The following is a 25,082-nucleotide window of genomic DNA, read 5'->3' on the forward strand; positions in this document are numbered from 1 at the left end:
CACATACATGAAGCGCCCACAGCCATGCAAAACCGATCCGCCGAATTACGCGAAGCCATAGAGGAAATGATCGCCATGGGCACGCTCACGCCCGGCCAGCATCTCGACGAAACCGAATTGGCCGCGCGCTTCGACGTGTCGCGCACGCCGATCCGGGAGGCGCTGATCCAGCTCGGCTCCATGGGCGTGGTGGTGATACGGCCACGGCGCGGCGCCATCGTCGCCGACCTGGGGCCGCAGCAGCTGGTGGAAATGTTTGAAGTGATGTCCGAGCTGGAGGCAAGCTGCGGCCGTCTCGCCGCACGCCGCATGACGGCGGAAGAACAGGCCACGCTGCTGGCCGCGCACCAGGCCTGCAAGGAGGCGCTCGACGCGCACGAGCCGGACGACTACTACTACAAGAACGAAGCCTTCCACGAGGCCATCTACGCGGGCAGCCACAACCAGTTCCTGATCGAGCAGGCGCGCAGCCTGTACCGGCGCCTGCGCCCCTACCGGCGCCTGCAGCTGCGCGTGCGCAACCGCCTGTCCAACTCGTACGCCGAGCACGACGGCGTGGTGCAGGCCATCCTGGACGGCGACGGCGACCAGGCCGCCAACCTGTTGCGCGAGCACGTCATGATCCAGGGGCAGCGCTTCTCGGACCTGATGGCCTCGCTGCCGCAGCTGGGCCGGGCTGCCTGAGCGCTTTGTGCTGTAAAGCAACACTTAGTTGGCCTTGCCGGGCCGTAAGCGGTACTATTTGAGCTGTTTCGCGGCTGTCCGGCCTGAGTCACTTTATTAGAACAATTAATGATCGCGTCGATCTCCCCCGCGCTAGCCGCCCCTTGGCGTTTCGCTTTCCTTTTGGCCGTCGGTACGCTGCCCGCGTGGGCAGCGGGCATGGCCGCGCCCGTGTCCGCGCCCGAGCCAGGGCAAGCCACGCTCGATAGCAGCAGCGAAGAGCTGGCCTCCTTGCCGCTTGAACAGTTGATGGCATTGCAAGTGGTGACCTCCGCGTCGCGCTTCCAGCAGTCGATCGCCGAGGCGCCGTCGGCGGTGGTGGTGCTGACCGCGCAGGACATCCGCGACTTCGGCTGGCGCACGCTGGCCGACGCCCTGGCCTCGCTGCCCGGGCTGTACGTGACCAACGACCGCAACTATTCCTACCTCGGCGCGCGCGGCTTCCTGAGGCCAGGTGACTACGACAGCCGCTTCCTGCTGCTGGTGGACGGCGTGCGCAACAACGACAGCGTCTACGACCAGGCCAGCATCGGCAGCGAAGGGCTGCTGGACATGGACCTGGTGGAGCGCATCGAATACGTGCCCGGCCCCGGTTCGGCGGTGTACGGCTCGAATGCGCTGTTCGGCGTGATCAATGTCATCACCAAGGCCGGCAGCGCCATGGCGGGCGCGCAGGCGGCGGCGACGGCGGGCAGCTACGGCGAGCGGGGCGCGCGCTTCAGCTACGGCTGGCACAGCCAGGATGGCACCGACTGGCTGCTCGCTGCCAGCAGCCAGCGGCGCGACGGGCAGGATTTATACTACGCCGAATACGAGCAGCCGGGCGTGCACGACGGTGTTGCGCGCGGCCTCGATGACGACCGCGTGAAGCGTGTGTTCGCCAAGGCCGCACGCGGCGGCTGGTCGCTGTCGGCGGCCTACGCGGACCGCGTCAAAGGCGTGCCGACCGGCTCTTTCGGCGCGCAGTTCAACGCCCCCAACTACACACGCGACGCCCAGGCCATCGCCAAGGCGGCTTATGCCGGCCAGCTGTACGACGGCGTGGAACTGGCCGCCATGGCCTATTGGGGCCGGGCCGACTACCTGGGCGTCGGCAGCTATCCTGACGCGGCGGACATCATGCGCATCAATGTCGATGGCGACCATGCGATGTGGTACGGCCTCAGCGCGCACCTGACGCTGACGCGCTTCCAGGACCACAAGATCGTGGCCGGCGGGGAAGTGCAGCGCAATGCGCGCCGCGACCAGTTCAATTTCAACCTCGGCCCCTACGAACAGTTGCTGGAAGACCGCCGCAAGGGCGACCGCAGCGGCGTATTCCTGGAAGACGAGTGGCGGCTGTCGCCGGGCCTGCTGCTCAATGCCGGCTTGCGCTACGACTCGGACAGCAATGTCGGCGGGCAGTTCAGTCCGCGCGTGGCGCTGATGGCCCAGGTCGACCCGGCCGACACCGTCAAGCTCATTTACGGCACGGCCTATCGGGTGCCCAACGCGTACGAGCAGTACTACGCGGTGGCGGGCGTGCAGCAAGCCAGTCCCGGGCTGTCGGCGGAGAAAATCAGCACGCGCGAACTGATATTCGAGCGGCGCCTGGACGCGTCCAGCATGGCGCGCCTGTCCCTGTTCCGCTACCGCATGCGCGGCCTGATTACGCAGGAACTGGAAGCCGGCAGCGGCGTGCTGGTGTTCGCCAACGTCGATCACGCCACCGCCATGGGGGCGGAGGCGGCATACGAGCGCCAGTTCGAGCGCGGCCTGCGCCTGCGCGCCAGCTTGGCCGTGCAGCATTCGGACGACGGCGGCAAGGTACAGCCGGTCAACTCCCCGCGCCGCCTGGCCAAGTTCAACGCGGCGGTGCCGGTGCCGGCGCTGCGGGCGCGCGTGGCGGCCGAGCTGCAATGCGTGTCGGCACGGCGCACCGAACACGCCTACACGGGAGGCCACTGCGTGAGCAACCTGACCGCGAGCAGCACCCGGCTGCTGCCGCGCACCGAAGTGTCGCTGGCGCTGTACAACGCTTTCGACGCGCGCTACGCCGACCCCGCCGGCCCGGCGTTCGTGCAGGAGGCGCTGGAGCGCCAGAGCCGCACGCTGGCGGTCAAACTGGTGTTCGGATTCTGACCATGCTGCCCGTCCGCCTCCCGTGTTTTCTCCTGGCCTTGCTGCTGGCGCCCCTGTGCCATGCGCAAGTGCAGGTGAACGCGCTGAAGGCGGCTTATATCTACAATATCGCGATGTTCACCACGTGGCCGGCCGTGCCGGCCGGCGTGGCGGCCGAGCGCAGCCTGACCGTGTGCGCGCGGCCCACGCTGCCGTTCTGGGAAAGCCTGCGCCAGCTTGAAGGCAAAGCCGTCAACGGCCGGACCTGGACCCTGTTCGAGCCGGGCGCAGCGCCACGCGCCTGCGACATCGTCATCTTCGCCGGCGAATTACCGCTGCCGCGGCCCATGGACGGCGCCGGCGTGCTCTACGTGGCCGACGGCGGCAAGGCCGGGAAATCCGCTGCCGCCGTCACGCTGGTCGACGAGGACCAGCATGTGCGCTTCGACATCGATACGCGCGAGGCGGCCCGCCTTGGCCTGAAATTCAGTTCGCGGCTGCTGCGCCTGGCGAGGAATGTATGGTGAAAACGCGCGCGCCCAAGCAATCCAGGCGTCCCGGCGGCCTGACTGCGCTGCTCGGCGCCGGCCAGCTGGCGGCCGTGGTGTCGGCGCTGATCGTGGCCGGGGTCATCCTGCTGGTGTACCAGGTGCTGTCCTTGCACCAGGCGCTGCAGCACGAGGCGAAAGTGCAGGCCGCCATCGTGGCCGACAACCTGGCCGCGCCGCTGATGTTCGGCGACCGCGAAGCTGCGGGCGACACCTTGCGCTCCCTGCGCTCTGCGCCGTTTTTCCGCTGGGTGGCCGTCTATGACCAGCACGGCGTGCTGTTCGCCCAGTACAGCACGGACGGCTGGACACCTGCCGCCGCCCCGACATCCTACAGCTGGTATAGCGAGGTGCGCGTGCAAGCGCCCGTCGCCTACCGCGCGGCCAAGCTGGGCAAGGTGGTGCTGGTGCATGGCACCGACGGCGTGCGCAATGCCATGGTGCGCTACGTCGGCCTGCTGGTGCTGGCCTCGCTGGGCGCGCTGCTGCTGGCGCAATTGCTGGTGCGGCGCACCAGCGCGCGGGTGGAGGCGGCCGAACGCGAGCTCGATTACCTGGCCTATACCGATCCGGTGACGGCGCTGCCGAACCGGCGCGCCAGCTACCGCATGCTGGAGCAGGCGCTGGCCGACCGGCGCGGCAGCGGCGGCCAGCTCGCGCTGCTGCTGATCGACCTGGATAATTTCAAGATGGTCAACGACACGGCCGGCCACGCGGCGGGCGACGAGTTGCTGCGCCAGGTGGCTTGCGTGGTGCGTTCCGCTGTGCGTAGCGAGGACGTGGTCAGCCGCATCGGCGGCGACGAATTCGCCATCATCGCCTCGCCGGTGGAAGGGCGCGATCAGGCGCGCGCCATCGCGCAGCATGTCACGGAGGCGCTGCGCGCACCGTTCCAGATCGGCGGCAGCGAAGTGTTCGCCACCGCCAGCGTGGGCTTGTGCCTGTTCCCGGACGATGCCGTCGAAATCGGCGAGCTCGTGACCAGTGCCGATACTGCGCTGTACCATGCCAAGCAGACCGGCCGCAACCGCATGGCCGAGTTCATCCCCGAGATGACGATGCAGACGCAACGCCGCGCCCAGCTGGAGCGCGACCTGCGCGCCGCCATGGCCAGCAGCGAGCTGCAGGTGCACTACCAGCCGCAATTCGACTGCGCCAGCGAGCGCATGGTGGGCGCCGAGGCGCTGCTGCGCTGGCGCCACCCGGTCCATGGTTTCATCTCCCCGGCCGAGTTTATCCCGGTGGCGGAAGACAGCGGCCTGATCGTCGCGCTGGGGCGCTGGGTGCTGGAACGCGCTTGCGCCGATGCCGCGACCTGGCAGCGGACGGGCGAGGGCGAGAACGGCGCACCGCTCAGCGTGGCCGTCAACGTGTCGGCCCGCCAGCTGCGCGAAAAAGACTTCCTGGACGACGTGCTGCGCGCGCTGGAGCGCAGCGGCTTGCCGCCCGCGCTGCTGGAACTGGAATTGACCGAGAGCGTGCTGATGGAAGATGTCGACGCGGCGGTGCAATTCATGCGCGCCGCCCGCACGCTGGGCGTGCGCCTGTCGATCGACGATTTCGGCACCGGCTATTCGTCGCTTGCATATTTGCAGTCCTTCCCCATCAACCAGCTTAAGATCGACCGCAGCTTCCTGCAGTCGCTGCCGGGCGAAGGCAGCACCATCGTCAGCGCCGTGATCTCGCTGGCACAGGACTTCCACCTGACCGTGGTGGCCGAAGGCGTGGAGAACCGCGAGCAGCTGGAATGGCTGCAGCGCGCCGGCTGCACCTATGCGCAAGGCTATCTGCTGGGCCGGCCGATGCCGGCGGCCGCGCTGATGGAGATTGTGGGCGCGAGCTGATCCGGGGTTAAGTAAACAATTAAGTTTACTTATTTATGGGCCGTCGGTATATTGAAGCCACATCGATACTGATACGACGACCATGAAAAATGCGATCCTGATTGCGTCCGCCTGCATGCTGGCCTTGCTGTCCACGGTGGGCGCTTCGCTGGCCTATCCCATCCTGCCGCCGCTGTTCGCGTCCGGTGCCGAGTCCGGGCTGAACCAGTTCCTCGGCTTGCCTCCCAAGCTCTTGTTCAGCGTGGCCTTGCTGGTCAATCCGCTCGGCTTGCTGATCGGCTCTGCCGTGCTGGGCGCGCTGTCCGACCGCTACGGCCGCCGCCCGGTGCTGCTCGCCAGCGCCGCCGGCGCCGCCGTCGGTCATGCGCTCACTGCCGGCGCGATGATGGCCGAGTCCTATCCGCTGTTCCTGGCCGCGCGCTTCGTCACCGGCCTGCTGGAAGGGAACGGCGCGGTGGCGCGCGCCATGCTGGCCGAGCGCCTCGATGGCGATTTGCGCGCCCGCGCGCTTGGCTGGCTGAACGGCGCCTTCCATTTCGGCTGGCTGGCCGGGCCGCTGCTGGGCGGCCTGACGGTGGGCTTCGGCCTGACGGTGCCGTTCTGGATCGCCGCCGCCGCGCTGCTGCTGGTGGCCTTGCTGGTGGCGCTGGCGATGCCGCGCGAAGCGCCATCCACGCTGACCACGTCCTGGTGGCACGTGGCGCGCGACCGCCATTCCCTCAACCTGCTCAAGCACGGGGAGTTGCGCACGCTGTTCAGGATACAGCTGGCCTTCACCTGCGGCGTGACGGCGTTCTACGAGTTCTATCCATTGTGGCTGGTGGAAGTGGGGCGTTACGATGCGCAAGGCATTGCCGCCATCAATGTCGCCCTGTGCGGCTTGATGACGCTGTCGTCGCTGTTCTCGGGCCGCCCCAGTGCCGTTGAGCCGCTGCAGCGCGCCGCCTGGCATGCCTTCGGTCTGGCGGCCGCGGTGGCGCTGGTCGCGCTGGGCAATCTGTGGGTGGGCATGGTGGGGATCGTGCTGTTCGGCGTGCCCAATTCCTTCTACAACGCCGTGGTGCAGAATTGGGCGGCAGGGCGCTTCGGCGCGCATGGCCAAGGCGCCGTCATGGGCCTGCTGTCGACGACTTTCTGCCTGGCGAATATACTGATGGCGCTGGCCGGCTCGGTGCTGACGCTGATCGACACGCGTTGGGTCCTGCTGCTGGGTGCCGTGTTGAGTGCCTGGGCTGGCTGGAATCTGCAGGCCTGGCGTCTGCGCCTGCCCATGACCGCACCATGACCGCACCGTAAGCGCCCCGTGAAAGACAAAGAATGAACACCGCCGACAAGGTACTTTTTCTGCTCAAGACGCGCGGTCCGCAAACCGCGCAGAAGCTGGCTGAACTGCTGGAGCTGACCTCGATGGGGGCCCGGCGCCAGCTCGAATCCGCGCAGGAGAAGGGGCTGGCCGGTTTCGAGGATGTGGCCGACAAGGTGGGCCGCCCGTCGCGCCGCTGGCATCTGACAGAGGCGGGCCACGCCCGCTTCCCGGACCGCCATGCCGACCTCACGCTGCAGATGATCAGCCAGGTGCGCGCACTGTTCGGCGAAGTGGGGCTGGACAAGCTGATCGCCGCGCGCGAGAAGGAAAGCGAGGCGGCCTACGCGGACGCGCTGGCGGCGGCCGATGCGCTGGCTGGACGCGTGCGCGCCCTGGCGCAGGCGCGCGACGCCGAAGGCTATATGGCTGAAAGCGAAGAGCAGCCCGACGGCAGCCATCTGCTGATCGAGAACCATTGTCCCATCTGCGCCGCCGCCACCAGCTGCCAGGGCTTTTGCCGCTCCGAGCTGCAGGTGTTCCAGCGCGTGCTGGGCGAGGGCTGCGAAGTCGAGCGCGCCGAGCATCTGCTGTCCGGCGCCCGCCGCTGCGTCTACGTGATCCGTCCGGTGCGCTAGCGGCGCGCGGGCTGGCGTACACTGGCTGGCAACGATCATCTGACGGGAGAGCGGCAATGCTGGACGAACAGGCGAGGCGCCAATTCATTGACGAGGTATGGCGGCGCTATGAGGAAGTGCAGCAATGGGCCATCGCGAACTGGCCGGACAAGGAGCACCCGCTGTCCACGTCCGACTTCGTCGAGGGCCGCAAGGAAATCCTCGGGCTGGGGCTGGCGCGCGAGGCCCGTCTGTCCGCGCCTGCCGAGGCCGAGCCGGAGCAGGGTGGCGCGCAGTACATCGAAGTCACGCCTGCGCCCTGGCCCTGAGCGCGGGCTAGGCTTGCGCCGGAATCTGTTCGCCGTGCTGGGCCACGACCCAGGCGGCGAAGCTGATCACCAGGCCGGCCATCACACCGCACGCCAGCTTGAAGGCGCTGTCGAACAGCAGCGGCGCGACCACGCCTGAAGTCAGCGCGAACAAAATCATCTGGATGAAGGACTGCATCGACGAAGCCAGCCCGCTGTTGTTGGGGAAGTGGTTCAGCGCGGTCAGCGTCATCGGCGGCATGGCGACCGCCAGCGCGAACGAATACACGAACAAGGGCAGCACGGCCCATGGCACTTCGGCCGCGAACACATAGTTATAGGCCATGTTGGCGGCACCCGCCGCGCCCATGATGGCGTAGCTGGCCCAGATCTGCGCGCTCTGCGAGTAGCGCTTGGCAAGTTTGCCCGACAGCGCCGAACCGACCACCGAACCGCTGATCAGCGGGAAGAACAGCCAGGCGAAAGCGGTCTCCGGCAAGTGCAGGATATTCATCACGAAGTAGGCTGCCGAGCCGATATACAGCGCGAAGCCGCCGAAAGCCATGCCCACGCTGACCGACAGCAGCAGGAACTGGCGGTGGCACAGCACCTTCCAGTAATTGGCCGCGATCACGCCGGCGTGGAAGGGGTGGCGGTCCTTCTGCGGCAGGCTTTCCGGCAGCGCGCGCAGCACCGCGACATACATCAGGATGCCGAATCCGGTCAGGAACCAGAAGATGGAGCGCCAGCCGAAGGACACTTGCAGCCAGCCGCCGAGGATGGGGGCGAGGGCCGGCGCCAGACCGAACACCATCATCACGTGCGACATGATTTTCTGCGCCTCGGCGCCGGCGTAGCGGTCCTGCACGATGGCGCGGCCGACCACCATGCCGGCGCCCGAGGACAATCCCTGCAGCACGCGGCAGGCCAGCAGCACGCCGAAGGACGGCGCGAGCGCGGCGCCCACCGAGGCGGCCACGTAGATCACCAGCGACACCAGGATGACGGGGCGGCGGCCGAAGGAATCGGACATGGTGCCGTAGAACAGCATCATGAAGGCAAAGCAGAACAGGAACAGGCTGAGGGTTTGCTGGATGGCGATGGGGCTTGCGTCGAAAGCTACGGCGATCGCCGGGAAGGACGGGAGGTAGGTGTCGATGGCGAGCGGGCCGACCATGGTCAGGCCGGCCAGGAGCAGTGTCAGCAGAATATTCATAGATCGGTTAATGTTACCTGGAGCGCCATTCTACGCCACGCGCGCCGATATATCGATATGCGGATTCCGCATATCAATCGGCGAAATAATTCCTTCGTTTTACGGGGAGGGCTGAGTAAGCTCGACCTCCACGCGAAAACAATGTTATTCGAGATGCCATGACTATCGACACTTACGACGCCGCCGGCGTGCGCCCTGCGCACTGGAACCTGGGACCGGTGATCGAGCAGCTGCGCATATCGCGCGAAGCGACGCACAACATCCGCCACCAGGGGCGGGTACGCGAGCTGCCGTCGCGCGAGGCGCTGACCACCATCGTCAACGGCCTGTCCGCCGTGCTGTTCCCGACCCATTATGGCCGGCCGAACCTGACCGACGAGAGCATCGACTACTTTGTCGGCGACACACTGAACACGACGCTGAACCGGCTCACCGAGCAGGTGCGGCGCGGGCTGCTGTTCTCCGAGCTGTCGAAGGACAGCAGCGAGGAAGCGCTGACCGAGCAGGCGCGCCACATCACGCGCGAGTTCGCGGCGGGGCTGCCGGCCATCCGCGCCTTGCTGGTATCGGACGTGCAGGCCGCGTTCGCGGGTGATCCGGCGGCGACGTCGGTGGCCGAAATCATGCTGTGCTACCCGGGCACGATCGCCATTTTGCACTACCGGCTGGCGCACTCGCTGCACAGGCTGGGAGCGCCCTTCATTGCGCGCCTGATCTGCGACATTGCGCATTCCAAGACCGGCGTGGACATCCACCCGGCCGCGCAGATCGGCGCCAGCTTCTTCGTTGACCATGGCACCGGCGTGGTGATCGGCGAGACCGCGATCCTGGGTCAGCGCGTGCGGCTGTACCAGCACGTCACGCTGGGCGCCAAGCGTTTCCCGGCCGACGCCAGCGGCGCGCTGATCAAAGGCACGCCGCGCCATCCCATCGTGGAAGACGACGTGGTGATCTACGCCGGCGCGACGATCCTGGGCCGCATCACGATAGGCGCCGGCTCGACCATAGGCGGCAACGTCTGGCTGACGCAAAGCGTCCCGCCGGAGAGCAACGTCTCCCAAGCCCAGATGCGCAACGACTGCCGCTAGAACACCTGGGGCACCTGGGGTCGGGCACCTGGGGTCGGGCCTGCATTCATGTGATTTTGGCCTCTGGATTGACACCTTACGGCATGCATATGCATGAATGCAGGCCCGACCCCGGCGATCGGAACGAGGCTGGACGCTGAACGCGTTCTGATGAGGTTGCTTGTACCTGCACGAATGCAGGCTCGACCCCAGGGGTGGGGTCGAGCCTGCATTCGTGCAGTTTTTTTTGGGAGCGCGCTTCGCGCAGTTCACGCTTGTTCAACACCGCCAGCTTGTGGTCGTCCACGGTGACGCTGCCGCTGTCGGGCCGCTCCAGCAACAGACGCGGCAGGGTGGACTTGCCTGCGCCGATCTTGCCGATCTGGCGGGAAATTCTCCTTCGCGTCGTCCAACGACACCTTTTGACGGCGTGGAACAGGCCGCCCTTGGGAGGCGTAAGCCTTGCCGGCGTCCAGTATTGCATCGGCTCTCCCTCCTCGTACACGAACGATTGCGTTTTTGCATATGCGGAAACGTCATGCGTGGAAATTCGCATATCGATGCGTGAAACGATTCGTTCTGCTTTCAGGCGGACGGTCGTAGTCTGGATAAAACCATCCAACGCGGAGAGATCAATATGAGCATCCTGCTTCTAGGCGGCAGTCCTTCGGTCCCATCCAGTTCCAGCAGGCTGCTGCTGCACATCGGCGAAAAGCTGGCCGCGCAAGGCCACCGCTACCAGCGCGTCCATGTCAGGGACCTGCCGCCGCGGGCCCTGCTGCTCGGCGATGGCGCGGACGCCGCCATCAGGCGGGCCATCGGCGCGGTGGCGGCGGCGCACGCCATCGTGATCGCCACGCCCATCTACAAGGCCTCGTACTCCGGCCTGCTGAAAACCTTCCTCGATTTGCTGCCGCAAGATGGCCTGGCGGGCAAGGTGATCCTGCCGATCGCGACGGGCGGCAGCCAGTCCCACATGCTGGCGCTGGACTATGCGCTGCGGCCGGTGCTGCACGCGCTGGCCGCCAGGCAGGTGTTGACCGGCATTTATGCGACGACGCAGCAGCTGGAGTGGCACGACGAGGAAGGGCTGTCGCTGGCAGCGCCGATCGCCGCGCGCGTTGCGGCCGGCGTCGATGAACTGGCGGCTGCGCTGGCGCCGCCGCAGCAGGCGCGGCTGGTGGCAACGGCGGCGGCCGCGCAGGCCGCGCCGGTGCGTTCGCTGCAGGATCATCCTTACACCCCATCCATCCAAGCCGCATAAGGAAAATATGAGCCAATTCGCAGACAAGCGCAACGCGCGCCGCCGCACCATCGGCCTGTTGTTCGCCGGTGCCACTGGCATCGCTGCGGCCGGCCTGCCCGCCCTGGGGCGGGCGCAGGCCAGGCCGGTGCTACGCATCGGCTACCAGAAATACGGCACGCTGACGCTATTGAAAGGGCGTGGTACGCTGGAGAAGCGCCTCGCCTCGAAAGGTGTGGACGTGAAATGGACGGAGTTCCCTGCCGGCCCGGTGCTGCTCGAAGGCCTGAATGTGGGCAGCATCGACTTCGGCACGGTTGGCGAAGCGCCGCCCATCTTCGCGCAGGCTGCGGGCGCCAATCTGGTCTATGTCGGCAACGAGCCGCCGTCGCCATCGAGCGAGGCCATCGTCGTGCGCAAGGATTCCCGGGCGCGCAGCCTGGCGGATCTGAAGGGAAAGAAGATCGTGCTCAACAAGGGCTCCAACGTGCACTATCTGCTGGTGAAGGCCTTGGAGAAGGCGGGCCTGGCCTACAAGGACGTGGACGTGGTGTTCCTGCCGCCGGCCGATGCACGCGCCGCGTTCGAGCGCGGCAGCGTGGACGCCTGGGTCATCTGGGATCCCTTCCTGGCTGCCGCCGAGAAGCAGCTCGGCGCACGCGTGCTGCTGGACGGCACCGGGCTGGTCGCCAACCACCAGTTTTACCTGGCTGCCAGGCCGTATGCGGAGAAGCATCCGGAAATAGTCCGCATCGTCATCGAGGAGCTGGCCGCCGTCGATGAGTGGGGGCTGAAGAACCAGAAGGAAGTGGCCGCCATCCTGTCCGTGCAGACCGGCCTCGATAGCGGCGTGGTGGAACTGGCTGCGTCGCGCTATGCCTACGGGGTGAGAGCCGTGACGCCGGAAGTGATCGCCGCGCAGCAGAAGGTGGCGGACGCCTTTGCAGCCCTGAAGCTGATCCCGAGGCCGATAGCGGTCAAGGATGCGCTGCTGCCTTACAAACTCTGAAAGGAATGGATATGCCGTTGAATATTTTCTGGTTTATTCCGACCCACGGCGACAGCCGCTATCTCGGCACCTCGAACGGCGGGCGGGCCGTCGATGCCGAATATCTGCAGCAGGTGGCCGTGGCGGCCGACACCCTGGGCTACGACGGCGTGCTGCTGCCGACCGGGCGCTCCTGCGAGGATGCGTGGGTGGTGGCGTCGTCGCTGATCAACGCGACCAGGAAGCTGAAGTTCCTGGTGGCGGTGCGGCCGGGCTTGTCCACACCGGGGCTGGCGGTGCGCATGGCGTCCACGTTCGACCGACTGTCCAATGGCCGCCTGCTGATCAACGTCGTCACCGGCGGCGACCAGGCGGAGCTGGAGGCGGACGGCTTGTTCGCCGACCACGCCAAGCGCTACGAGATTTCGGATGAATTCATCCGCGTGTGGCGCGCATCGCTGTCCGGGGAGGGCGGCGACGCGGGCTACGATTTCGAGGGCAAGCATATCCAGGTGAAGGGGGCGCGCACGCTGTATCCGCCGGTGCAGAAGCCCTATCCTCCGCTGTACTTCGGTGGTTCGTCCGAACCGGCGCACGAGCTGGCGGCGGAGCAGATGGATGTCTACCTGACGTGGGGCGAGCCGCCGGCGGCGGTGGCGGAAAAGATCGCCGACATCCGCGCGCGCGCCGCCAGGCATGGCCGCACGGTGCGTTTCGGCATCCGGCTGCATGTGATCGTGCGGGAGACAAACGAGGCGGCATGGCGCGCGGCCGAGGAATTGATCAGCCACCTGGACGACGACGTGATCGCCAAAGCGCAGGCTGCCTTCGGCAAGATGGATTCGGTGGGGCAGCGCCGCATGGCCGAGCTGCACGGTGGCCGGCGCGACAAGCTGGAGGTGTCGCCCAACCTGTGGGCGGGCGTGGGCCTGGTGCGCGGCGGCGCGGGCACGGCGCTGGTGGGGGACGCTGAGACGGTGCATGCGCGCATTCAGGAGTATGCGGAGCTCGGCATTGACACCTTCATCTTCTCCGGCTATCCGCACCTGGAGGAATCGTACCGCTTCGCCGAGCTGCTGTTCCCGCTGCTGGGCAAGGGCAAGGCAGCCAGTGTACAGTCGCTGAGCGGCCCGTTCGGCGAAGTCATGGCCAGCGATATCCTGCCTAAGAAGGCGGCCTGATATGGCGCGCGGCGAGGCGCCAAGCGTTTCTTCAGCTACGTCCTCGGCGCAGGCGGCAGCCTTGCCGCCGCTGGCGCCCTGGTTGCTGCCGACGGCGCTGCTGCTGCTGTGGGAACTGTCGGCGCGCATGGGCTTGCTGTCGAGCCGCGTGCTGCCGGAACCGTGGTCGGTGGCGCGCGCCTTCTGGACGCTGGCAGAGTCCGGCGAGCTGTGGACGCACCTGAGAACCAGCCTGTGGCGCGCAGGTAGCGGTTTCGCCATCGGAGCGGGAGCGGGACTGGCTCTGGGTTTATTCACAGGCAGCTTCCGCCGCGCCGAGACGCTGCTCGACACCACGTTGCAGATGATACGCAACATCCCCGCGCTGGCGCTGATCCCGCTGGTCATCCTGTGGTTCGGCATCGATGAAACAGCCAAGTTGTTCCTGCTGGCGGTGGGCGTGTTCTTTCCGGTGTACCTGAACACCTTCCACGGTATCCGGTCGACCGATCCGCAATTGGTGGAAATGGCGCGCAGCTACGGCCTGACCGGCTGGCCGCTGTACCGCGACGTGGTGCTGCCGGCGGCGTTGCCCTCGATACTGGTCGGCGTGCGTTTTTCCCTGGGGCTGGTGTGGGTGCTGCTGATCGTGGCCGAAACCATTTCGGCGCAGGCGGGCATCGGCTATATGACGATGAATGCGCGCGAGTTTCTGCAGACCGACGTGGTGCTGGTCGGCATATTGCTGTACGCCTCGCTCGGCAAACTGGCCGACCTGGCATCGCGCGCGATGGAGAAGCATTTCCTGCGCTGGAATCCTGCTTATTACTGAAAGGAAGGCCATGCTGCTCGCGACGACTCAGGCGGAATCCGAATTATTTGCCCACACGCCGAAGGCGAGGGAGGCGCAGCGCCCGCATGCGCGCGGCGTGCCGGGACGCCACGGCGTGCCGGTCACCATAGCGGACCTGGACAAGGCCTACGGTGCGCGGCAGGTACTGCGCGGCGTCAGCCTGCATTTGAAGGCGGGTGAATTCGTCGCCGTGGTGGGACGCAGCGGCTGTGGCAAGAGCACTTTGCTGCGCGCGCTGGCGGGGCTGGAGCTTCCCGATGGCGGCGCGATTACGCTGGGCGATGGCGGCGAGGTCGACTTGCGCATCATGTTCCAGGAATCGCGGCTGCTGCCGTGGAAGACGGTGCTGGAGAACGTCGCCCTCGGTTTGCAGCATGCCTTGAATGCGGGCGCGGCGGCCTTGTCCACGGTCGGCCTGGGTGAGCGCGCCGACGACTGGCCGTCCGCGCTGTCCGGCGGCCAGAAGCAGCGGGTGGCGCTGGCGCGCGCGCTGGTGCACCAGCCGCAAGTACTGCTCCTCGACGAGCCCCTGGGCGCGCTCGACGCGCTGACGCGGATCGAAATGCAGCAGTTGATCGAATCGTTGTGGCTGGCGCGCGGCTTCACGGCAGTATTGGTGACGCACGACGTCGCCGAAGCGGTGGCTTTGGCCGACCGCGTCCTGCTGATCGAAGAGGGAACCGTGGCGCTCGATGTCGCGATCGAGCTCCCGCGCCCTCGCGCCAAAGCGCGCGCCACCCCCGCCTTCGCCGCCCTGGAACAGCGCATCCTCTCCCGATTGTTGCGTGATAATGCACGATTGCAGGCCTGACCCCAGGGTTGGGGCCAGGCCTGCAATCGTGCCATTCGAAGCGACCTCGTCAGGCGGCGGCCGGCGTGCAGCCTCATTTGAGCTGCTGGGGTCAGGCCTGCAATCATGCACATGCAAGCCTCGCAGTGCCAAGCTGGAGATGAGAAATGCAGGAATGCAGGCCCGACCCCAGGGCTCGGCGCGCCCGCCTGACCTCAGCCCTTTCGACCCCAGCCCTTTGGCAGATGGGCGGCGCGGGATACTGACGGTACACTTCGTCTCAATGATCTTTCAGTTGCGCGGCATGATCGATTTTTTCGATAGTAAACCGGTATATTTTCCGTTTTACAATCGAATTGTCCCGGCGCATAATCGGCTCCATTCACAAAGAGTCCGGGCGTCTTGCCCGTCCTGATAAATCGTTTTGACTGGAGAATTACTATGAAAAAAATCGTTGCTCTGCTGATCGCCGCTGGCATGTCCATGGCCGCCACCGCTGCGCCGGAAACCTATGTGATCGATGGCGCGCACACTTTCCCGCGCTTCGAGTACTCGCACTTCGGTTATTCGACCCAACTGAGCCGCTTCGACAAGACCACCGGCACCATCGTGATCGACAAGGCAGCGAAATCGGGTTCCGTGGACGTGACCATCGATGCGAAATCGGTCGATACCGGCTTCCCGCTGTTTAATACCCACATCCAGGGCGAGGACTTCTTCGATACGGCCAAGTTCCCCACTATCACCTACAAGTCGACCAAGGTGAACTTCGCCGGCGACAAGCTGGCTTCGGTGGAAGGCAATCTGACCATCAAGGGCGTGACCAAGCCGGTGACCCTGACCGTGACGTCCTTCCAGTGCATGCCGCACCCGATGCTGAAGAAGGATGCCTGCGGCGCCAACGCTGTCGCCAAGGTGCTGCGTTCGGACTTCAACGCCGGCAAATACGCTCCCTACGTCGGCGATGAAGTCACGCTGACCTTCGCTGTCGAAGCCGTCAAAGAGTAATTGCAGTAAATTAGTCGTAAAGAGTAGCAAGCAGTGCCGGCCGGCCGCCATTTTTGATGTGCCCTATAACGCAAGGACTACAACATGAATCCGGTATTCACCAGGCTGGTGCTGCCCGCCGCATTGTCGGCCGCCTTTTTCGCGGCGGGCCCGGCCTCGGCCCACGCGGCCGACCTCATCATCACCAACGGCAAGGTCGCCACCATGGTCAAGCCGGGCAGTTTTGCCCAGGCGGTGGCCATGAAAGACGGCAAGATTGAAGCCGTCGGCAGCAATGCCCAGATCCTCAAACTGAAATCGGCCAACACGCAAGTGATCGACGCCGGCGGCCGCACCGTCATCCCCGGCCTGAACGATTCGCACCTGCACGTCATCCGCGAGGGCTTGAACTATAACGCCGAGCTGCGCTGGGACGGCGTGACGTCGCTGAAGAAGGCGCTGGAGATGCTCAAGGAGCAGGCCGCGCGCACGCCCGAGGGCGCCTGGATCAAGGTGGTCGGCGGCTGGAACGAGTTTCAGTTCGAGGAGAAGCGCCTGCCGACGCTGGAAGAGATCAACGCGGCAGTGCCGGACAAGCCGGTCTTCCTGCTGTATCTGTACGGCCTGGGCTTCCTGAACCAGAAGGGCATACAGACCCTGGGCTATGACAAGGACACCAAGTTCAAGGACGGCGTGGTGGAGCTGGACGCGGCCGGCAAGCCGACCGGCAAGCTGATCGCCAAACCGAACGCGCTGATCCTGTACACCACGCTGGGCAAGACCAATGTGCTGCCGCGCGAGCAGCAGCTCAATTCCACCATCCATTACTACCGCGAGCTGAACCGCCTGGGCGTGACCAGCGCCATCGACGCGGGCGGCGGCGGCCAGAACTTCCCGGACGACTACGCTGTCAGCGTGGAGCTGGCCAAGGACGGCAAGCTGACCGTGCGCACGTCCTACTACCTGTTTGCGCAAAAGCCGGGCAAGGAGCTGGAGGACTACCAGCGCTGGCTGACGCTCGCCAAGCCCGACAGCAACCAGCACATGTTTTATGCGAACGGCTACACCACCGAAGGGGCGGGCGAAAACCTGGTGTGGAGCGCGGCCGACTTCGAGAATTTCCTGGAGCCGCGCCCGGATATGCCGGCGCACATGGAAGGCGAACTGGAAGCGGTGCTGCGCCTGCTGGTCAAGAACCGCTGGCCCTTCCGCATCCACGCCACCTACGGCGAATCGATCGACCGCGACTTGGCCGTGATCGAAAAGGTCAACAAGGAAATGCCGCTGCAGGGCTTGCGCTGGTTCTTCGACCACGCCGAGACCATCAGCGATGCCCAGCTTGCGCGCGTGAAGGCGCTGGGCGGCGGCATCGCCGTGCAGGACAGGATGTATTTCCAGGGTGAACTGTATTGGAAACAATACGGAGCGCAGACGCGCCAGATGCCGCCTATCCGCAAAATGCTGGAGATGAAGGTCCCGGTCGGCCTGGGCACGGACGGCACGCGCGTCAGCAGCTACGGCCCGTGGCCGTCGGTCTACTGGGCGGTGACGGGCAAGACAGCCGGCGGCCTGAGCCTGTGGCAGCCCAAGGACATCCTCAGCCGCTACGAGGCGCTCAAGCTGATGACCGTCGGCAGTGCCTGGATGAGCGGCGAGGAAAAACTGAAAGGTACCCTCGCCAAGGGCCAGTACGCGGACCTGGTGATCCTGCCGCAGGATTACTTCAGCATGCCGGCCGAGCAGATCAAGAACCTGGAAAGCGCGCTGACCGTGGTCAACGGCAAGGTGGTGTATGCGGGCAAGGACTTCGCGCAGTACGCGCAGCCGGCGCCTGACGTCGCGCCCGACTGGAGCCCGGTGAAGCACTACGGCGGGTATCAGAACAAATGACGATGCTGCGCAGACTTATCGGTCCAAGCACGCCGGACGCCGGACTGCTGTTCGCCCGCGTGGCCGGGGCGGCGCTGCTGCTGCACGTGCACGGCATACCGAAACTGGTTCATTACCAGCAGGAACTGGCGCACATCGACGATCCGCTCGGCATGGGGCGTGCACTGACCTTGTGGTGCGCGCTGTTTGCCGAGGTGCTGTGCCCGCTGCTCATCGCGCTGGGGCTGTTCACCCGGCTGGCGGCGCTGCCGGTGGTGTTCCTGCTGGCCGTGTCCATGGTGCTGGTGCACCCGGACTGGAGCATTGCGGAAGGGCAGTTCGGCTGGTTGCTGATCATCGTGTTCGGCACCATCGCGCTGTCGGGCGCCGGGCGCTATTCGGTGGACGCGAAGCTGCGCTAGCGTTTGCGCTTGGCGGCTTACGAGCGTCGTGTAACAGGCGTTGGCGCCAACCCGCGCTACACGATCTGGAACCAGCCCAGCACCGCGCCCGCAGCCAGCAGCCACAGCAGGTGGATGCGGGTGCGCCAGATCAGCAGGCCGGCGGCGGCCGACAGGGCCCACAGCGGCCAGTCCTTGGCGGTGTGGGCGTTGGCCGTCGCCAGGATGATGCCGGTCGACACCAGCAGGCTGACCACCACCGGCGCCATGCCTTGCTTGAAAGCCCGCACCGCGCGCCGTTCGCGGTTGCGGTGCATCCATTGCGTGGCCAGGTAGGTCAGCGTGGTGCTGGGCAGCATGATGCCGAACATCGTCACCGCCACGCCGAGCACGGCGGCAGTCCAGCTGCCCGCGTTGAGGCCCACATTCCATCCCATCAGCGCCACGAACAGCACGTTGGGCCCCGGCGCGGCCTGGGCGATGGCGATGGAATCGTTGAACTGCGCGGGCGTGAGCCAGTGGTTCTGTTCGACCAGGTAGCGGTGCATCTCGGCCGTGGTGGAGATGGCGCCGCCGATCGACATCAGCGACAGCAGCATATAGTGGCCGAATAGGCTGAACCAGTCGCCCACGCTCAGGACGATGTGGATGGGCGGGGTCATGGCTTGAGCCTGCGGTAGGTGAGGATGCAGCACAGGCTGCCCAGGCCCAGCAGCACGTAGCCCAGCGGCAGGCGCAGATAGGCCACCAGGGCAACGCCGAGCGCGGCGGCGGTCAAGCTCCAGGCCAGGGGCAGCGGGTGCTTGCGCAGCGCCGTGGCGAGCTTGAGGCCGACTGCGGAGATCAAGCCGGCCGACACCGCAGCCATGCCGCGCAGCGCGCCCTGCAGGCCCGGATGGGCGGCGAACTGGGCATGCATCAGGGCCAGCATGAGCACCACCAGCATGGGCAGGGCCAGCATGCCGCCCAGCGCCGCCATGGCGCCGCGCAGGCCGAAATAACGGGCGCCGATGATCAGCGACAGGTTGACCACATTGGGGCCGGGCATGAGCTGGGCGACAGCCCATTCTTCCAGGAATTCTTCTTGCGTCAGCCAGCGCTTGCGTTCGACCAGTTCACGCTGCACCACGGCCAGCACGCCGCCGAAGCCTTGCAGGGCGAGCAAAGTGAAGGAGACGAAGAGGTCGGTAAGCGACTTGGGGCGAGGGCGCTCGTCGCCAGGGGCGGGGCCGGTGCCGGAGCCGGAGCCGGAGCCGGGAAGGGGACCGGAATCGGGAGTGGATACATTGCTCGATATCATCCCGCCATTATCCTTGACTTTGGGATTTATTGTTCGATACTCCTTTCACCGGGCTTTTCTCAGCCCGCCCGACCCGTGAAGGATGACGATGGATGCCTTGACCCTTCCCAGCCGGCCCGCAGGGCTGGCGCCACCTCAACAGCGGCAAGACCTGCGCTGCAGCGAGATCGTCGACAAGGGCATAGCGGTGCAAAACTGCTTCAGCACCTTGTGCGCGATAGAGTATCTCAAGTCCAACAATGTCCGGCCCGATGTCATCGAACGCGTACTCCTGCACCCCGATCTGCGCCGAAAATTCTCCCATTAATCCCCCATTCCCTGTGTTTCGAACCGGCGCTGCCATTTGGCGGCGCCGCGCCCACTTATGCACAAAGATTAACGATAGGAAACTGCGGAAAAAAATTTTCACGCCGCTTTCCTTGACGATCTAAGTGATTGATTTTAAAAGGGATAAAATCTGCCTTTTGAATGGGCAGTTTGTAGAAAATGGCGTAGCTAAGGGCTGTCTGGGCTGTCAAGTGGCTGTTATCCACAAAGATATCCACATGAGCTGTGGATATCGGAAAAAGCGCTTCAGAATCCGCGACTTAGCGCGTGACAGTCGCGTTGAGCCTGGTACCCAGCAACTCTTCGCGGGGCGCGCCCAGCAGTCTTGCGGCCAGGTCGTTGAGGTCCAGGATGCGCTGCTGTTCGTCCAGCGTGAAGGCGGCGCTGTTGTCCAGCTGGGCTTGCACGGCGGCCAGGCGCTGCTCGCCCTCCACCAGGTTGGCGTAGCCGCGCAGGGAAGAGATGACGGTGGTAAACAGCTTGCGGGTGGTCAGGTCGCTCTTGCACCAGAAATCGTTGATGTCATAGTCCAGGATGATGCTGTGCTCCAGCGCCTGGCCGGGCTGGCCGGTGCGCAGCACGATGCGGACCAGCTTGTTATTCAGTTCGTCACGGATCTGGCGCGCCACTTTCAGGCCCGCCTCGCTGGTCTCCATGATGACGTCCAGCAGGACCAGGGCCACGTCGGGCGTGGTGCGCAGGATATGCATGGCCTCGTCGCCGCTGTAGGCGTGCAGGAAGCTCAGGCGGCGGCCCTGGAAGCAGGCATTGCTGAGGGAAAATTTGGTGACCACGTGGACATCCACGTCGTCATCGACGATCAGGACGCGCCAGGGCGCAAGGACGGGGGCGGCGTTGGCTGGTTCCGCGCTGCCAGGCAAATCTTCTTCTATCATCCAGTCAGCACTGCTATCTTCTTTCACGTCCATGCACATTCCCGTGGCTAGTCGTCTATGGAACCGCGCCCGTTTTGGCGCGGCTGCCTTGCGTGCATCTGCTTGCGTCAACACTATTCCTAGCCTGCATTTTTGTCAAAGGATTCTATCGGCCGCCCTTCGGTGGCTTCCATGGCCCTGGTCGGATGGCTGGAAAAATATTTTTTCAATCGGCAAAAAGCCGCCGCATTCGCGCCCAGATGCTGCTGTAAGTCATTGATTCTATTGTGTCTAAAAATTGCCTGCGAAACTGGCATTTTATTGAAAGCCGCACCGTTACTGGCTTTGCGGGCTGTCAAGTGGCACTTTTCCACATCGTTATCCACAGTTGGTGTGGATAAGATGAAAAAGGGCTTTAAAAACGGCTCTTTACAGGACTTTCATCAGGTAAAGGCGAGCTGTGGTTTTTACAGCCTTGCTTTCAAGTTCTCCAGTGCCGCCATGAAGCGCTCGCACGCCAGTCCCGGCGGCCACGGCTCCCATGGCGCGTCGCCGTAGATGGCGTGCAGCGGGTCCTTCTCCAGCGGTTCGGCGCGGATTTTCAGCGTGCTGCGCACTTCCTCGCGTGACCAGCCGACCACGTGTACCGCCTCGCTGGCGGCCGCCAGGCGGTCGGCGCGCTTGTGGACGCGGTGCTCGGCCGGCGTCCAGGCCGGCACGCCATAACGCAGGAAGACAGCGCCTTCCAGCCGCAGGCTCAGTTCGCGGAAACTGTCGCCCAGAAAGGGCTTCAGCACCGAGATGCAGTCGAAGCCGAGCAAGCCTTCCTCGGCGTCGTGCAGCAGTTCGCGCAGTTCGCGCACCGGATCGAGCCGCTTGCCTTCGGCGCCGGCCCAGTCGCGCCGCAGCTGCATCACCGTGAGCGAATGCTGTGCCACCGACAAGGGCAGCGGCCAGGCCGAGTGCCCGCCCCAGCGGTAGGTGCGCGCCAGGCCCAGGGCCAGGTCGGCGTCCTCCCAATCGAAGGGCGTCGGGTCCAGCAAATCGAGCCGCCGGCCCGACGGCATGCGCACCCAGGCGCGTGTGTGATCCCCGCCGCTCATCCGGTCGTCCTTGTTGTCTTTCGCTTCACGGCCGCATTGTAATCGGACTGCGGCCAATATGGAAATTCGTATTCTTATGGGCAATAATGTGCTTTTCTGCAATACACTGGCGTACATCTCGCTTGTTCACCCTTAATTCTAGTTGGAGATTCCATGGCGGCACGTCCTTCCTACCTGTATCCCGGCGGCTCGGTGATGATGCATGCACCGCTCCAGCTCAAGCAATCGGAGATGTATGGCTTCTTCGTCAAGGGCGACCTGGCCAAGCTGCAGCGCACGCTGGACGGCAGCCTGAACGCCGTCGCCAACGGCCGCATGCGCTTCAAGGCCTTGTCGCCGTATGTGATGCTGACCTTCACCCGCGTCAATCACGCGGACTCGGCGGTAGCGGTGGACCAGGCCAAGGGCTGGATCTCTGAAGTCGACATCGTCACCTGGGTGATGACGGGCGCCATGGACGCGCAAGGCAAGCTGGACCATATCTATTGGTATCCCTGCCACATTTTCGTCGACGACGCGATGGCGCTGATCAACGGGCGCGAGCTGTTCGGCTATCCGAAATACCTGTGCGACTACGAGATACCCGAGGCGGGTACGGCGCCGCTGCGCTGTTCGGTGTCGGCCAAGGGCTTCCACCCGTTCTCGCCGGCCACGCGCATCGCCATGCACCCGCTGCTGGAGGTGAACGCCATCGAGAAGATGGGGCTGGACAAGCCTGTCGCCGGCGTCGCCGACCTGATCGAGGAGGCCATCGCCCTGTTCCTGTCGATCCCCGACTTCTTCAATATGGATGAGGACGGCTGGGAGGACATCCTGTCCTTGCTGCGCAATCCACGCATCGACCAGATTTTCCTCAAGCAATTCCCGGACAGCGCAGGCATCAAGGCCGTGTACCAGGCCATCGTGGCGGCGCCGGCCGAGATCGAAACCGTGCACAGCGGCCGCGTGCTGGGATACGCATACGAATGCGTGCTGCACGCCTTCGACAGCTTCCCCCTGCACGAGACGCTGGGCCTGCAGCTGGGGCCGCAGCCCGCCATCCTGCCGTTCAATATGAACTTCGACTTCACCGCCATGCCGGGCGAAGAGCTGGTGGACAATTCCAGCGTCGCGCCGGAGAAGATCGCCGTGCTGGGCGGCGGCGTCGGTTCGATGACGGCGGCCTACTACCTGACTGACCGGCCGGGATGGCAGAACAACTACGACATCACCGTCTACCAGCAAGGCTGGCGCCTGGGCGGCAAGGGCGCCAGCGGCCGCAACGCGGCGCTGGGCCAGCGCATCGAGGAGCACGGCCTGCACATCTGGTTCGGCTTCTACGCCAACGCCTTCGCCATGATCAAGCAGGTCTACGCCAGCCCTGACCGCCCGGCGGGCTCGCCGCTGGCCACCTGGCAAGACGCGTTCAAGCAGCAGGATTACGTGGCCCTGTCCGAGCAGGTGGGCAAGGAATGGCGCAACTGGTCCATCGTCTTCCCCACGCTGCCGGGCGAGCCGGGCGAGGACGGCGAAGACATCACGCTGTGGCAGATGGCAGTGGCCATGGTGGGCTGGATCGAGCAGTGGCTCAAGCATATCCGTTCCATCACCGCCGACATCGAGCACAAGAAGGAGGCGCCGGGCGGCAGCGGCGGCGGTATCGGCGGCTGGCTCGACCGGCTGGCCGACGCCGTGCGCACCGACGCGCTGGAACTGGCGGACGACGTGGTGGTGTCGGCCAGCGCGCTGATGGCGCTGGTGAGCAATCTGTCGCCGGACTCGAGCACGCACGACGGTGCGCAGCACAGGCTGCTGGCCGGTACCCTGGACGGCATACGCGGCTGGCTGCACGCGCGCTACCGCGAGCTGATCGACGGCAACGACGAGCTGCGCCGCATCTACATCTGCCTGGACCTGGGCATCACCGTGATGAAAGGCATGTTCGAGGACGGCGTGTTCCTGGAAGGCTTCGACGTCATCAACGACATCGATTTCCGCGACTGGCTGCGCAAGCACGGTGGCGACGAGCAATACTGCGTCAACTCGGCGCCGGTGCGCGGCTTCTACGACCTGGTGTTCGCCTACGAGAACGGCGAGTTCGCCAAGCCGAACGTGGAGGCGGGCACGATCTTGCGTTCGATGGCGCGCATCGGCCTGGCGTACAAGGGCGGCATCATGTTCAAGATGCAGGCCGGCATGGGCGACACCATCTTCACCCCGCTGTACGAGGTGCTCAAGGCGCGCGGCGTGAAGTTCGAATTCTTCCACAAAGTCGAAGAACTGGTGCCGGACGGCGACACCGTCGGCAGCATCCGCATGACGCGGCAGGTGAAGCTGGCCGGGCCGTCGTACGACCCGCTGGTGACGGTGAAGGAGCTGGGCTGCTGGCCGTCGGCGCCGAACTACAGCCAGATCGACCCGGAGCAGGCGGAGTTGCTGCAAGTGCGGGACGTCAATCTGGAATCGCACTGGAGCGACTGGCCGCGGCTGTACCAGGAACAGTTCGGCCAGCCGCTGCCGCAGCGCGTGTTGCAGCGCGGCGTGGACTTCGACAAGATCGTGTTCGGCATTTCGGTCGGCTCGCTGCCGCACGTGTGTCCGCAGTTGCTCGAAGCGAGCCCCGGGCTGCGCACGGCGTCCGAACGGGTCCAGACCGTGGCCACGCAGGCCTACCAGGTATGGCTGGACAAGGATCTGGCGCAGATGGGCTGGAGCCAGCGGCCCGGCGGCCAGCAGCCGGTGCTGAGCGGCTTCACCGAGCCCTACGACACCTGGGCGCCGATGGACCAGTTGCTGTGCCGCGAGGAATGGCCGGCCGGGTGCGATCCGAAGAATGTGTCCTACTTCTGCAGCGCCTTGCCGGTGGCATCTTACCCGCCGGCCGGCGACCACGGCTTCCCGGCGCGCATGGCAGCGGTGGCCAAGGAGGGCGCGCTGAACCAGATCGGCAAAGAAATCTGCGCACTGTGGTCGGCGGCCGGGCCGTCGGGCGCGTTCCCGTGGCAGTGGCTGGTCGACCCGGCCGGCGGCACCGGTGCGGCGCGATTCGACAGCCAATACTGGCGCGCCAACGTCGACCCATCCGAACGCTACGTGCTGTCCGTGGTCGACAGTACCCGGCACCGCCTGGCCACCGACGAATCCGGCTTCAGCAACCTGTTCCTGACCGGAGACTGGATCAAGACCGGCCTGAACGCCGGCTGCGTCGAAGCGGCCGTCATGGCCGGCATGCAAACCTCCCGCGCCATGACCGGCCACCCGGCCGTCATCCAAGGCGAAAAGGACTTCTAAGAAGCTAAAAAGGGGCCAGGGTCAAATCGTAAAAGGGGTCAGGGATATTTTTCGCCGGGCGAGAGCGGCCATTGCCGGGTGGGGGCAACCGGGTTGGGGGCGCCAGCCAGGGAGTAATTAACCCTGACCCCTTTTACGATTTGACCCTGGCCCCTTTTCTGCATTTCTGGGGTGCTTGGGGCAGGGTGTC

25 protein-coding genes are annotated in these 25,082 nt (G+C 65.3%); 17 read left to right on the forward strand and 8 right to left on the reverse strand.

Annotated features, from left to right (window positions below; translation table 11 throughout):
* Positions 1–24 precede the first annotated feature (24 nt).
* The 7 genes from ACSQ8Y_RS06335 (at position 25) to ACSQ8Y_RS06365 (ending at position 7,464) form a co-directional block, all read left to right on the forward strand.
* Positions 25–684: a GntR family transcriptional regulator gene (locus ACSQ8Y_RS06335; protein ID WP_436265605.1), complete on the forward strand. Its 660-nt coding sequence runs from the start codon at positions 25–27 to the stop codon at positions 682–684.
* A gap of 108 nt (positions 685–792) precedes the next feature.
* Positions 793–2,844, forward strand: coding sequence for a TonB-dependent receptor plug domain-containing protein (locus tag ACSQ8Y_RS06340; protein ID WP_436265606.1), 2,052 nt, complete (start codon positions 793–795; stop codon positions 2,842–2,844).
* 2 nt (positions 2,845–2,846) lie between these two features.
* Complete coding sequence (locus ACSQ8Y_RS06345; protein WP_436265607.1) at positions 2,847–3,350, forward strand: YfiR family protein; 504 nt, start codon at positions 2,847–2,849, stop codon at positions 3,348–3,350.
* The gene (locus ACSQ8Y_RS06350) at positions 3,344–5,215 is read left to right on the forward strand and encodes a putative bifunctional diguanylate cyclase/phosphodiesterase (RefSeq protein ID WP_436265608.1); all 1,872 of its coding nucleotides are present in this window, start codon (positions 3,344–3,346) and stop codon (positions 5,213–5,215) included. The genes ACSQ8Y_RS06345 and ACSQ8Y_RS06350 overlap by 7 nt, the downstream gene beginning before the upstream one ends.
* A gap of 82 nt (positions 5,216–5,297) precedes the next feature.
* The gene (locus ACSQ8Y_RS06355) at positions 5,298–6,500 is read left to right on the forward strand and encodes an MFS transporter (protein ID WP_436265609.1); all 1,203 of its coding nucleotides are present in this window, start codon (positions 5,298–5,300) and stop codon (positions 6,498–6,500) included.
* A 32-nt stretch (positions 6,501–6,532) separates the two neighbouring features.
* Entirely contained in the window at positions 6,533–7,156 is a 624-nt protein-coding gene (locus ACSQ8Y_RS06360; RefSeq protein WP_436265610.1) for a helix-turn-helix transcriptional regulator, read from the forward strand.
* 56 nt (positions 7,157–7,212) lie between these two features.
* Positions 7,213–7,464 (forward strand): hypothetical protein, encoded by a 252-nt coding sequence (locus ACSQ8Y_RS06365; protein WP_436265611.1) that lies wholly within the window; start codon positions 7,213–7,215, stop codon positions 7,462–7,464.
* A 7-nt stretch (positions 7,465–7,471) separates the two neighbouring features.
* Here the strand turns inward: ACSQ8Y_RS06365 and ACSQ8Y_RS06370 are convergent, their stop codons facing one another.
* Entirely contained in the window at positions 7,472–8,659 is a 1,188-nt protein-coding gene (locus ACSQ8Y_RS06370) for a multidrug effflux MFS transporter (RefSeq protein ID WP_436265612.1), read from the reverse strand.
* A 158-nt stretch (positions 8,660–8,817) separates the two neighbouring features.
* On the opposite strand from ACSQ8Y_RS06370, the gene epsC reads away from it, so the two are divergent.
* Positions 8,818–9,747 carry a serine O-acetyltransferase EpsC gene (gene epsC / locus ACSQ8Y_RS06375; protein WP_436265613.1) on the forward strand — a complete coding sequence of 310 codons (930 nt, stop codon included), beginning with the start codon at positions 8,818–8,820 and terminating at the stop codon, positions 9,745–9,747.
* Positions 9,748–9,823: 76 nt separating this feature from the next.
* On the opposite strand, the gene ACSQ8Y_RS06380 is transcribed toward epsC, so the two are convergent.
* Positions 9,824–10,210 carry a hypothetical protein gene (locus ACSQ8Y_RS06380; RefSeq protein ID WP_436265614.1) on the reverse strand — a complete coding sequence of 129 codons (387 nt, stop codon included), beginning with the start codon at positions 10,208–10,210 and terminating at the stop codon, positions 9,824–9,826.
* Between the two features lie 153 nt (positions 10,211–10,363).
* Between ACSQ8Y_RS06380 and ssuE the strand changes: the two genes are divergently transcribed.
* From ssuE to ACSQ8Y_RS06420, 8 genes are all read left to right on the forward strand, one after another.
* On the forward strand, positions 10,364–10,990 hold the full coding sequence (gene ssuE / locus ACSQ8Y_RS06385; protein WP_436265615.1) for an NADPH-dependent FMN reductase: 627 nt from the start codon (positions 10,364–10,366) through the stop codon (positions 10,988–10,990).
* A 7-nt stretch (positions 10,991–10,997) separates the two neighbouring features.
* A complete protein-coding gene (locus tag ACSQ8Y_RS06390; protein ID WP_436265617.1) occupies positions 10,998–11,978 on the forward strand; it encodes a sulfonate ABC transporter substrate-binding protein in 981 nt (326 codons plus the stop codon).
* Positions 11,979–11,989: 11 nt separating this feature from the next.
* Positions 11,990–13,138, forward strand: a complete 1,149-nt coding sequence (gene ssuD, locus ACSQ8Y_RS06395) for an FMNH2-dependent alkanesulfonate monooxygenase (protein ID WP_436265618.1) — start codon at positions 11,990–11,992, stop codon at positions 13,136–13,138.
* Position 13,139: 1 nt separating this feature from the next.
* Positions 13,140–13,949 (forward strand): aliphatic sulfonate ABC transporter permease SsuC, encoded by an 810-nt coding sequence (gene ssuC / locus ACSQ8Y_RS06400; RefSeq protein WP_436265619.1) that lies wholly within the window; start codon positions 13,140–13,142, stop codon positions 13,947–13,949.
* Between the two features lie 10 nt (positions 13,950–13,959).
* Positions 13,960–14,781, forward strand: coding sequence for an ATP-binding cassette domain-containing protein (locus ACSQ8Y_RS06405; protein ID WP_436265620.1), 822 nt, complete (start codon positions 13,960–13,962; stop codon positions 14,779–14,781).
* 420 nt (positions 14,782–15,201) lie between these two features.
* Positions 15,202–15,768 (forward strand): YceI family protein, encoded by a 567-nt coding sequence (locus ACSQ8Y_RS06410; RefSeq protein WP_436265621.1) that lies wholly within the window; start codon positions 15,202–15,204, stop codon positions 15,766–15,768.
* Between the two features lie 84 nt (positions 15,769–15,852).
* Complete coding sequence (locus tag ACSQ8Y_RS06415; protein WP_436265622.1) at positions 15,853–17,637, forward strand: amidohydrolase; 1,785 nt, start codon at positions 15,853–15,855, stop codon at positions 17,635–17,637.
* A gap of 2 nt (positions 17,638–17,639) precedes the next feature.
* Positions 17,640–18,038: a DoxX family protein gene (locus ACSQ8Y_RS06420; RefSeq protein WP_436265624.1), complete on the forward strand. Its 399-nt coding sequence runs from the start codon at positions 17,640–17,642 to the stop codon at positions 18,036–18,038.
* Positions 18,039–18,094: 56 nt separating this feature from the next.
* Here the strand turns inward: ACSQ8Y_RS06420 and ACSQ8Y_RS06425 are convergent, their stop codons facing one another.
* From ACSQ8Y_RS06425 to ACSQ8Y_RS06450, 6 genes are all read right to left on the reverse strand, one after another.
* The gene (locus tag ACSQ8Y_RS06425; protein ID WP_436265625.1) at positions 18,095–18,679 is read right to left on the reverse strand and encodes a chromate transporter; all 585 of its coding nucleotides are present in this window, start codon (positions 18,677–18,679) and stop codon (positions 18,095–18,097) included.
* Positions 18,676–19,317: a chromate transporter gene (locus ACSQ8Y_RS06430; protein WP_436265626.1), complete on the reverse strand. Its 642-nt coding sequence runs from the start codon at positions 19,315–19,317 to the stop codon at positions 18,676–18,678. The genes ACSQ8Y_RS06425 and ACSQ8Y_RS06430 overlap by 4 nt, the downstream gene beginning before the upstream one ends.
* A gap of 7 nt (positions 19,318–19,324) precedes the next feature.
* A complete protein-coding gene (locus tag ACSQ8Y_RS06435; protein WP_436265627.1) occupies positions 19,325–19,726 on the reverse strand; it encodes a hypothetical protein in 402 nt (133 codons plus the stop codon).
* A gap of 178 nt (positions 19,727–19,904) precedes the next feature.
* Positions 19,905–20,573: a PAS domain-containing protein gene (locus tag ACSQ8Y_RS06440; protein ID WP_436265628.1), complete on the reverse strand. Its 669-nt coding sequence runs from the start codon at positions 20,571–20,573 to the stop codon at positions 19,905–19,907.
* An 86-nt stretch (positions 20,574–20,659) separates the two neighbouring features.
* Positions 20,660–20,878, reverse strand: coding sequence for a hypothetical protein (locus tag ACSQ8Y_RS06445; protein WP_436265629.1), 219 nt, complete (start codon positions 20,876–20,878; stop codon positions 20,660–20,662).
* A 108-nt stretch (positions 20,879–20,986) separates the two neighbouring features.
* A complete protein-coding gene (locus ACSQ8Y_RS06450) occupies positions 20,987–21,622 on the reverse strand; it encodes a phosphohydrolase (protein ID WP_436265630.1) in 636 nt (211 codons plus the stop codon).
* A gap of 153 nt (positions 21,623–21,775) precedes the next feature.
* Between ACSQ8Y_RS06450 and ACSQ8Y_RS06455 the strand changes: the two genes are divergently transcribed.
* On the forward strand, positions 21,776–24,892 hold the full coding sequence (locus tag ACSQ8Y_RS06455) for an NAD(P)-binding protein (RefSeq protein ID WP_436265631.1): 3,117 nt from the start codon (positions 21,776–21,778) through the stop codon (positions 24,890–24,892).
* Positions 24,893–25,082 lie beyond the last annotated feature (190 nt).

Origin of the sequence: Pseudoduganella sp. LjRoot289 (assembly GCF_964252925.1) — a bacterium.
Classification (GTDB): Bacteria; Pseudomonadota; Gammaproteobacteria; order Burkholderiales; family Burkholderiaceae_D; genus Rugamonas.

Excerpts from the sequence above, each read along its gene's own strand:
- ACSQ8Y_RS06335 (WP_436265605.1), top strand. The coding sequence starts at position 25 with ATGCAAAACCGATCCGCCGAATTACGCGAAGCCATAGAGGAAATGATC.
- ACSQ8Y_RS06340 (WP_436265606.1), top strand. The coding sequence starts at position 793 with ATGATCGCGTCGATCTCCCCCGCGCTAGCCGCCCCTTGGCGTTTCGCT.
- ACSQ8Y_RS06345 (WP_436265607.1), top strand. The coding sequence starts at position 2,847 with ATGCTGCCCGTCCGCCTCCCGTGTTTTCTCCTGGCCTTGCTGCTGGCG.
- ACSQ8Y_RS06350 (WP_436265608.1), top strand. The coding sequence starts at position 3,344 with ATGGTGAAAACGCGCGCGCCCAAGCAATCCAGGCGTCCCGGCGGCCTG.
- ACSQ8Y_RS06355 (WP_436265609.1), top strand. The coding sequence starts at position 5,298 with ATGAAAAATGCGATCCTGATTGCGTCCGCCTGCATGCTGGCCTTGCTG.
- ACSQ8Y_RS06360 (WP_436265610.1), top strand. The coding sequence starts at position 6,533 with ATGAACACCGCCGACAAGGTACTTTTTCTGCTCAAGACGCGCGGTCCG.
- ACSQ8Y_RS06365 (WP_436265611.1), top strand. The coding sequence starts at position 7,213 with ATGCTGGACGAACAGGCGAGGCGCCAATTCATTGACGAGGTATGGCGG.
- ACSQ8Y_RS06370 (WP_436265612.1), bottom strand. The coding sequence starts at position 8,659 with ATGAATATTCTGCTGACACTGCTCCTGGCCGGCCTGACCATGGTCGGC.
- epsC (WP_436265613.1), top strand. The coding sequence starts at position 8,818 with ATGACTATCGACACTTACGACGCCGCCGGCGTGCGCCCTGCGCACTGG.
- ACSQ8Y_RS06380 (WP_436265614.1), bottom strand. The coding sequence starts at position 10,210 with ATGCAATACTGGACGCCGGCAAGGCTTACGCCTCCCAAGGGCGGCCTG.
- ssuE (WP_436265615.1), top strand. The coding sequence starts at position 10,364 with ATGAGCATCCTGCTTCTAGGCGGCAGTCCTTCGGTCCCATCCAGTTCC.
- ACSQ8Y_RS06390 (WP_436265617.1), top strand. The coding sequence starts at position 10,998 with ATGAGCCAATTCGCAGACAAGCGCAACGCGCGCCGCCGCACCATCGGC.
- ssuD (WP_436265618.1), top strand. The coding sequence starts at position 11,990 with ATGCCGTTGAATATTTTCTGGTTTATTCCGACCCACGGCGACAGCCGC.
- ssuC (WP_436265619.1), top strand. The coding sequence starts at position 13,140 with ATGGCGCGCGGCGAGGCGCCAAGCGTTTCTTCAGCTACGTCCTCGGCG.
- ACSQ8Y_RS06405 (WP_436265620.1), top strand. The coding sequence starts at position 13,960 with ATGCTGCTCGCGACGACTCAGGCGGAATCCGAATTATTTGCCCACACG.
- ACSQ8Y_RS06410 (WP_436265621.1), top strand. The coding sequence starts at position 15,202 with ATGAAAAAAATCGTTGCTCTGCTGATCGCCGCTGGCATGTCCATGGCC.
- ACSQ8Y_RS06415 (WP_436265622.1), top strand. The coding sequence starts at position 15,853 with ATGAATCCGGTATTCACCAGGCTGGTGCTGCCCGCCGCATTGTCGGCC.
- ACSQ8Y_RS06420 (WP_436265624.1), top strand. The coding sequence starts at position 17,640 with ATGCTGCGCAGACTTATCGGTCCAAGCACGCCGGACGCCGGACTGCTG.
- ACSQ8Y_RS06425 (WP_436265625.1), bottom strand. The coding sequence starts at position 18,679 with ATGACCCCGCCCATCCACATCGTCCTGAGCGTGGGCGACTGGTTCAGC.
- ACSQ8Y_RS06430 (WP_436265626.1), bottom strand. The coding sequence starts at position 19,317 with ATGATATCGAGCAATGTATCCACTCCCGATTCCGGTCCCCTTCCCGGC.
- ACSQ8Y_RS06440 (WP_436265628.1), bottom strand. The coding sequence starts at position 20,573 with ATGGACGTGAAAGAAGATAGCAGTGCTGACTGGATGATAGAAGAAGAT.
- ACSQ8Y_RS06450 (WP_436265630.1), bottom strand. The coding sequence starts at position 21,622 with ATGAGCGGCGGGGATCACACACGCGCCTGGGTGCGCATGCCGTCGGGC.
- ACSQ8Y_RS06455 (WP_436265631.1), top strand. The coding sequence starts at position 21,776 with ATGGCGGCACGTCCTTCCTACCTGTATCCCGGCGGCTCGGTGATGATG.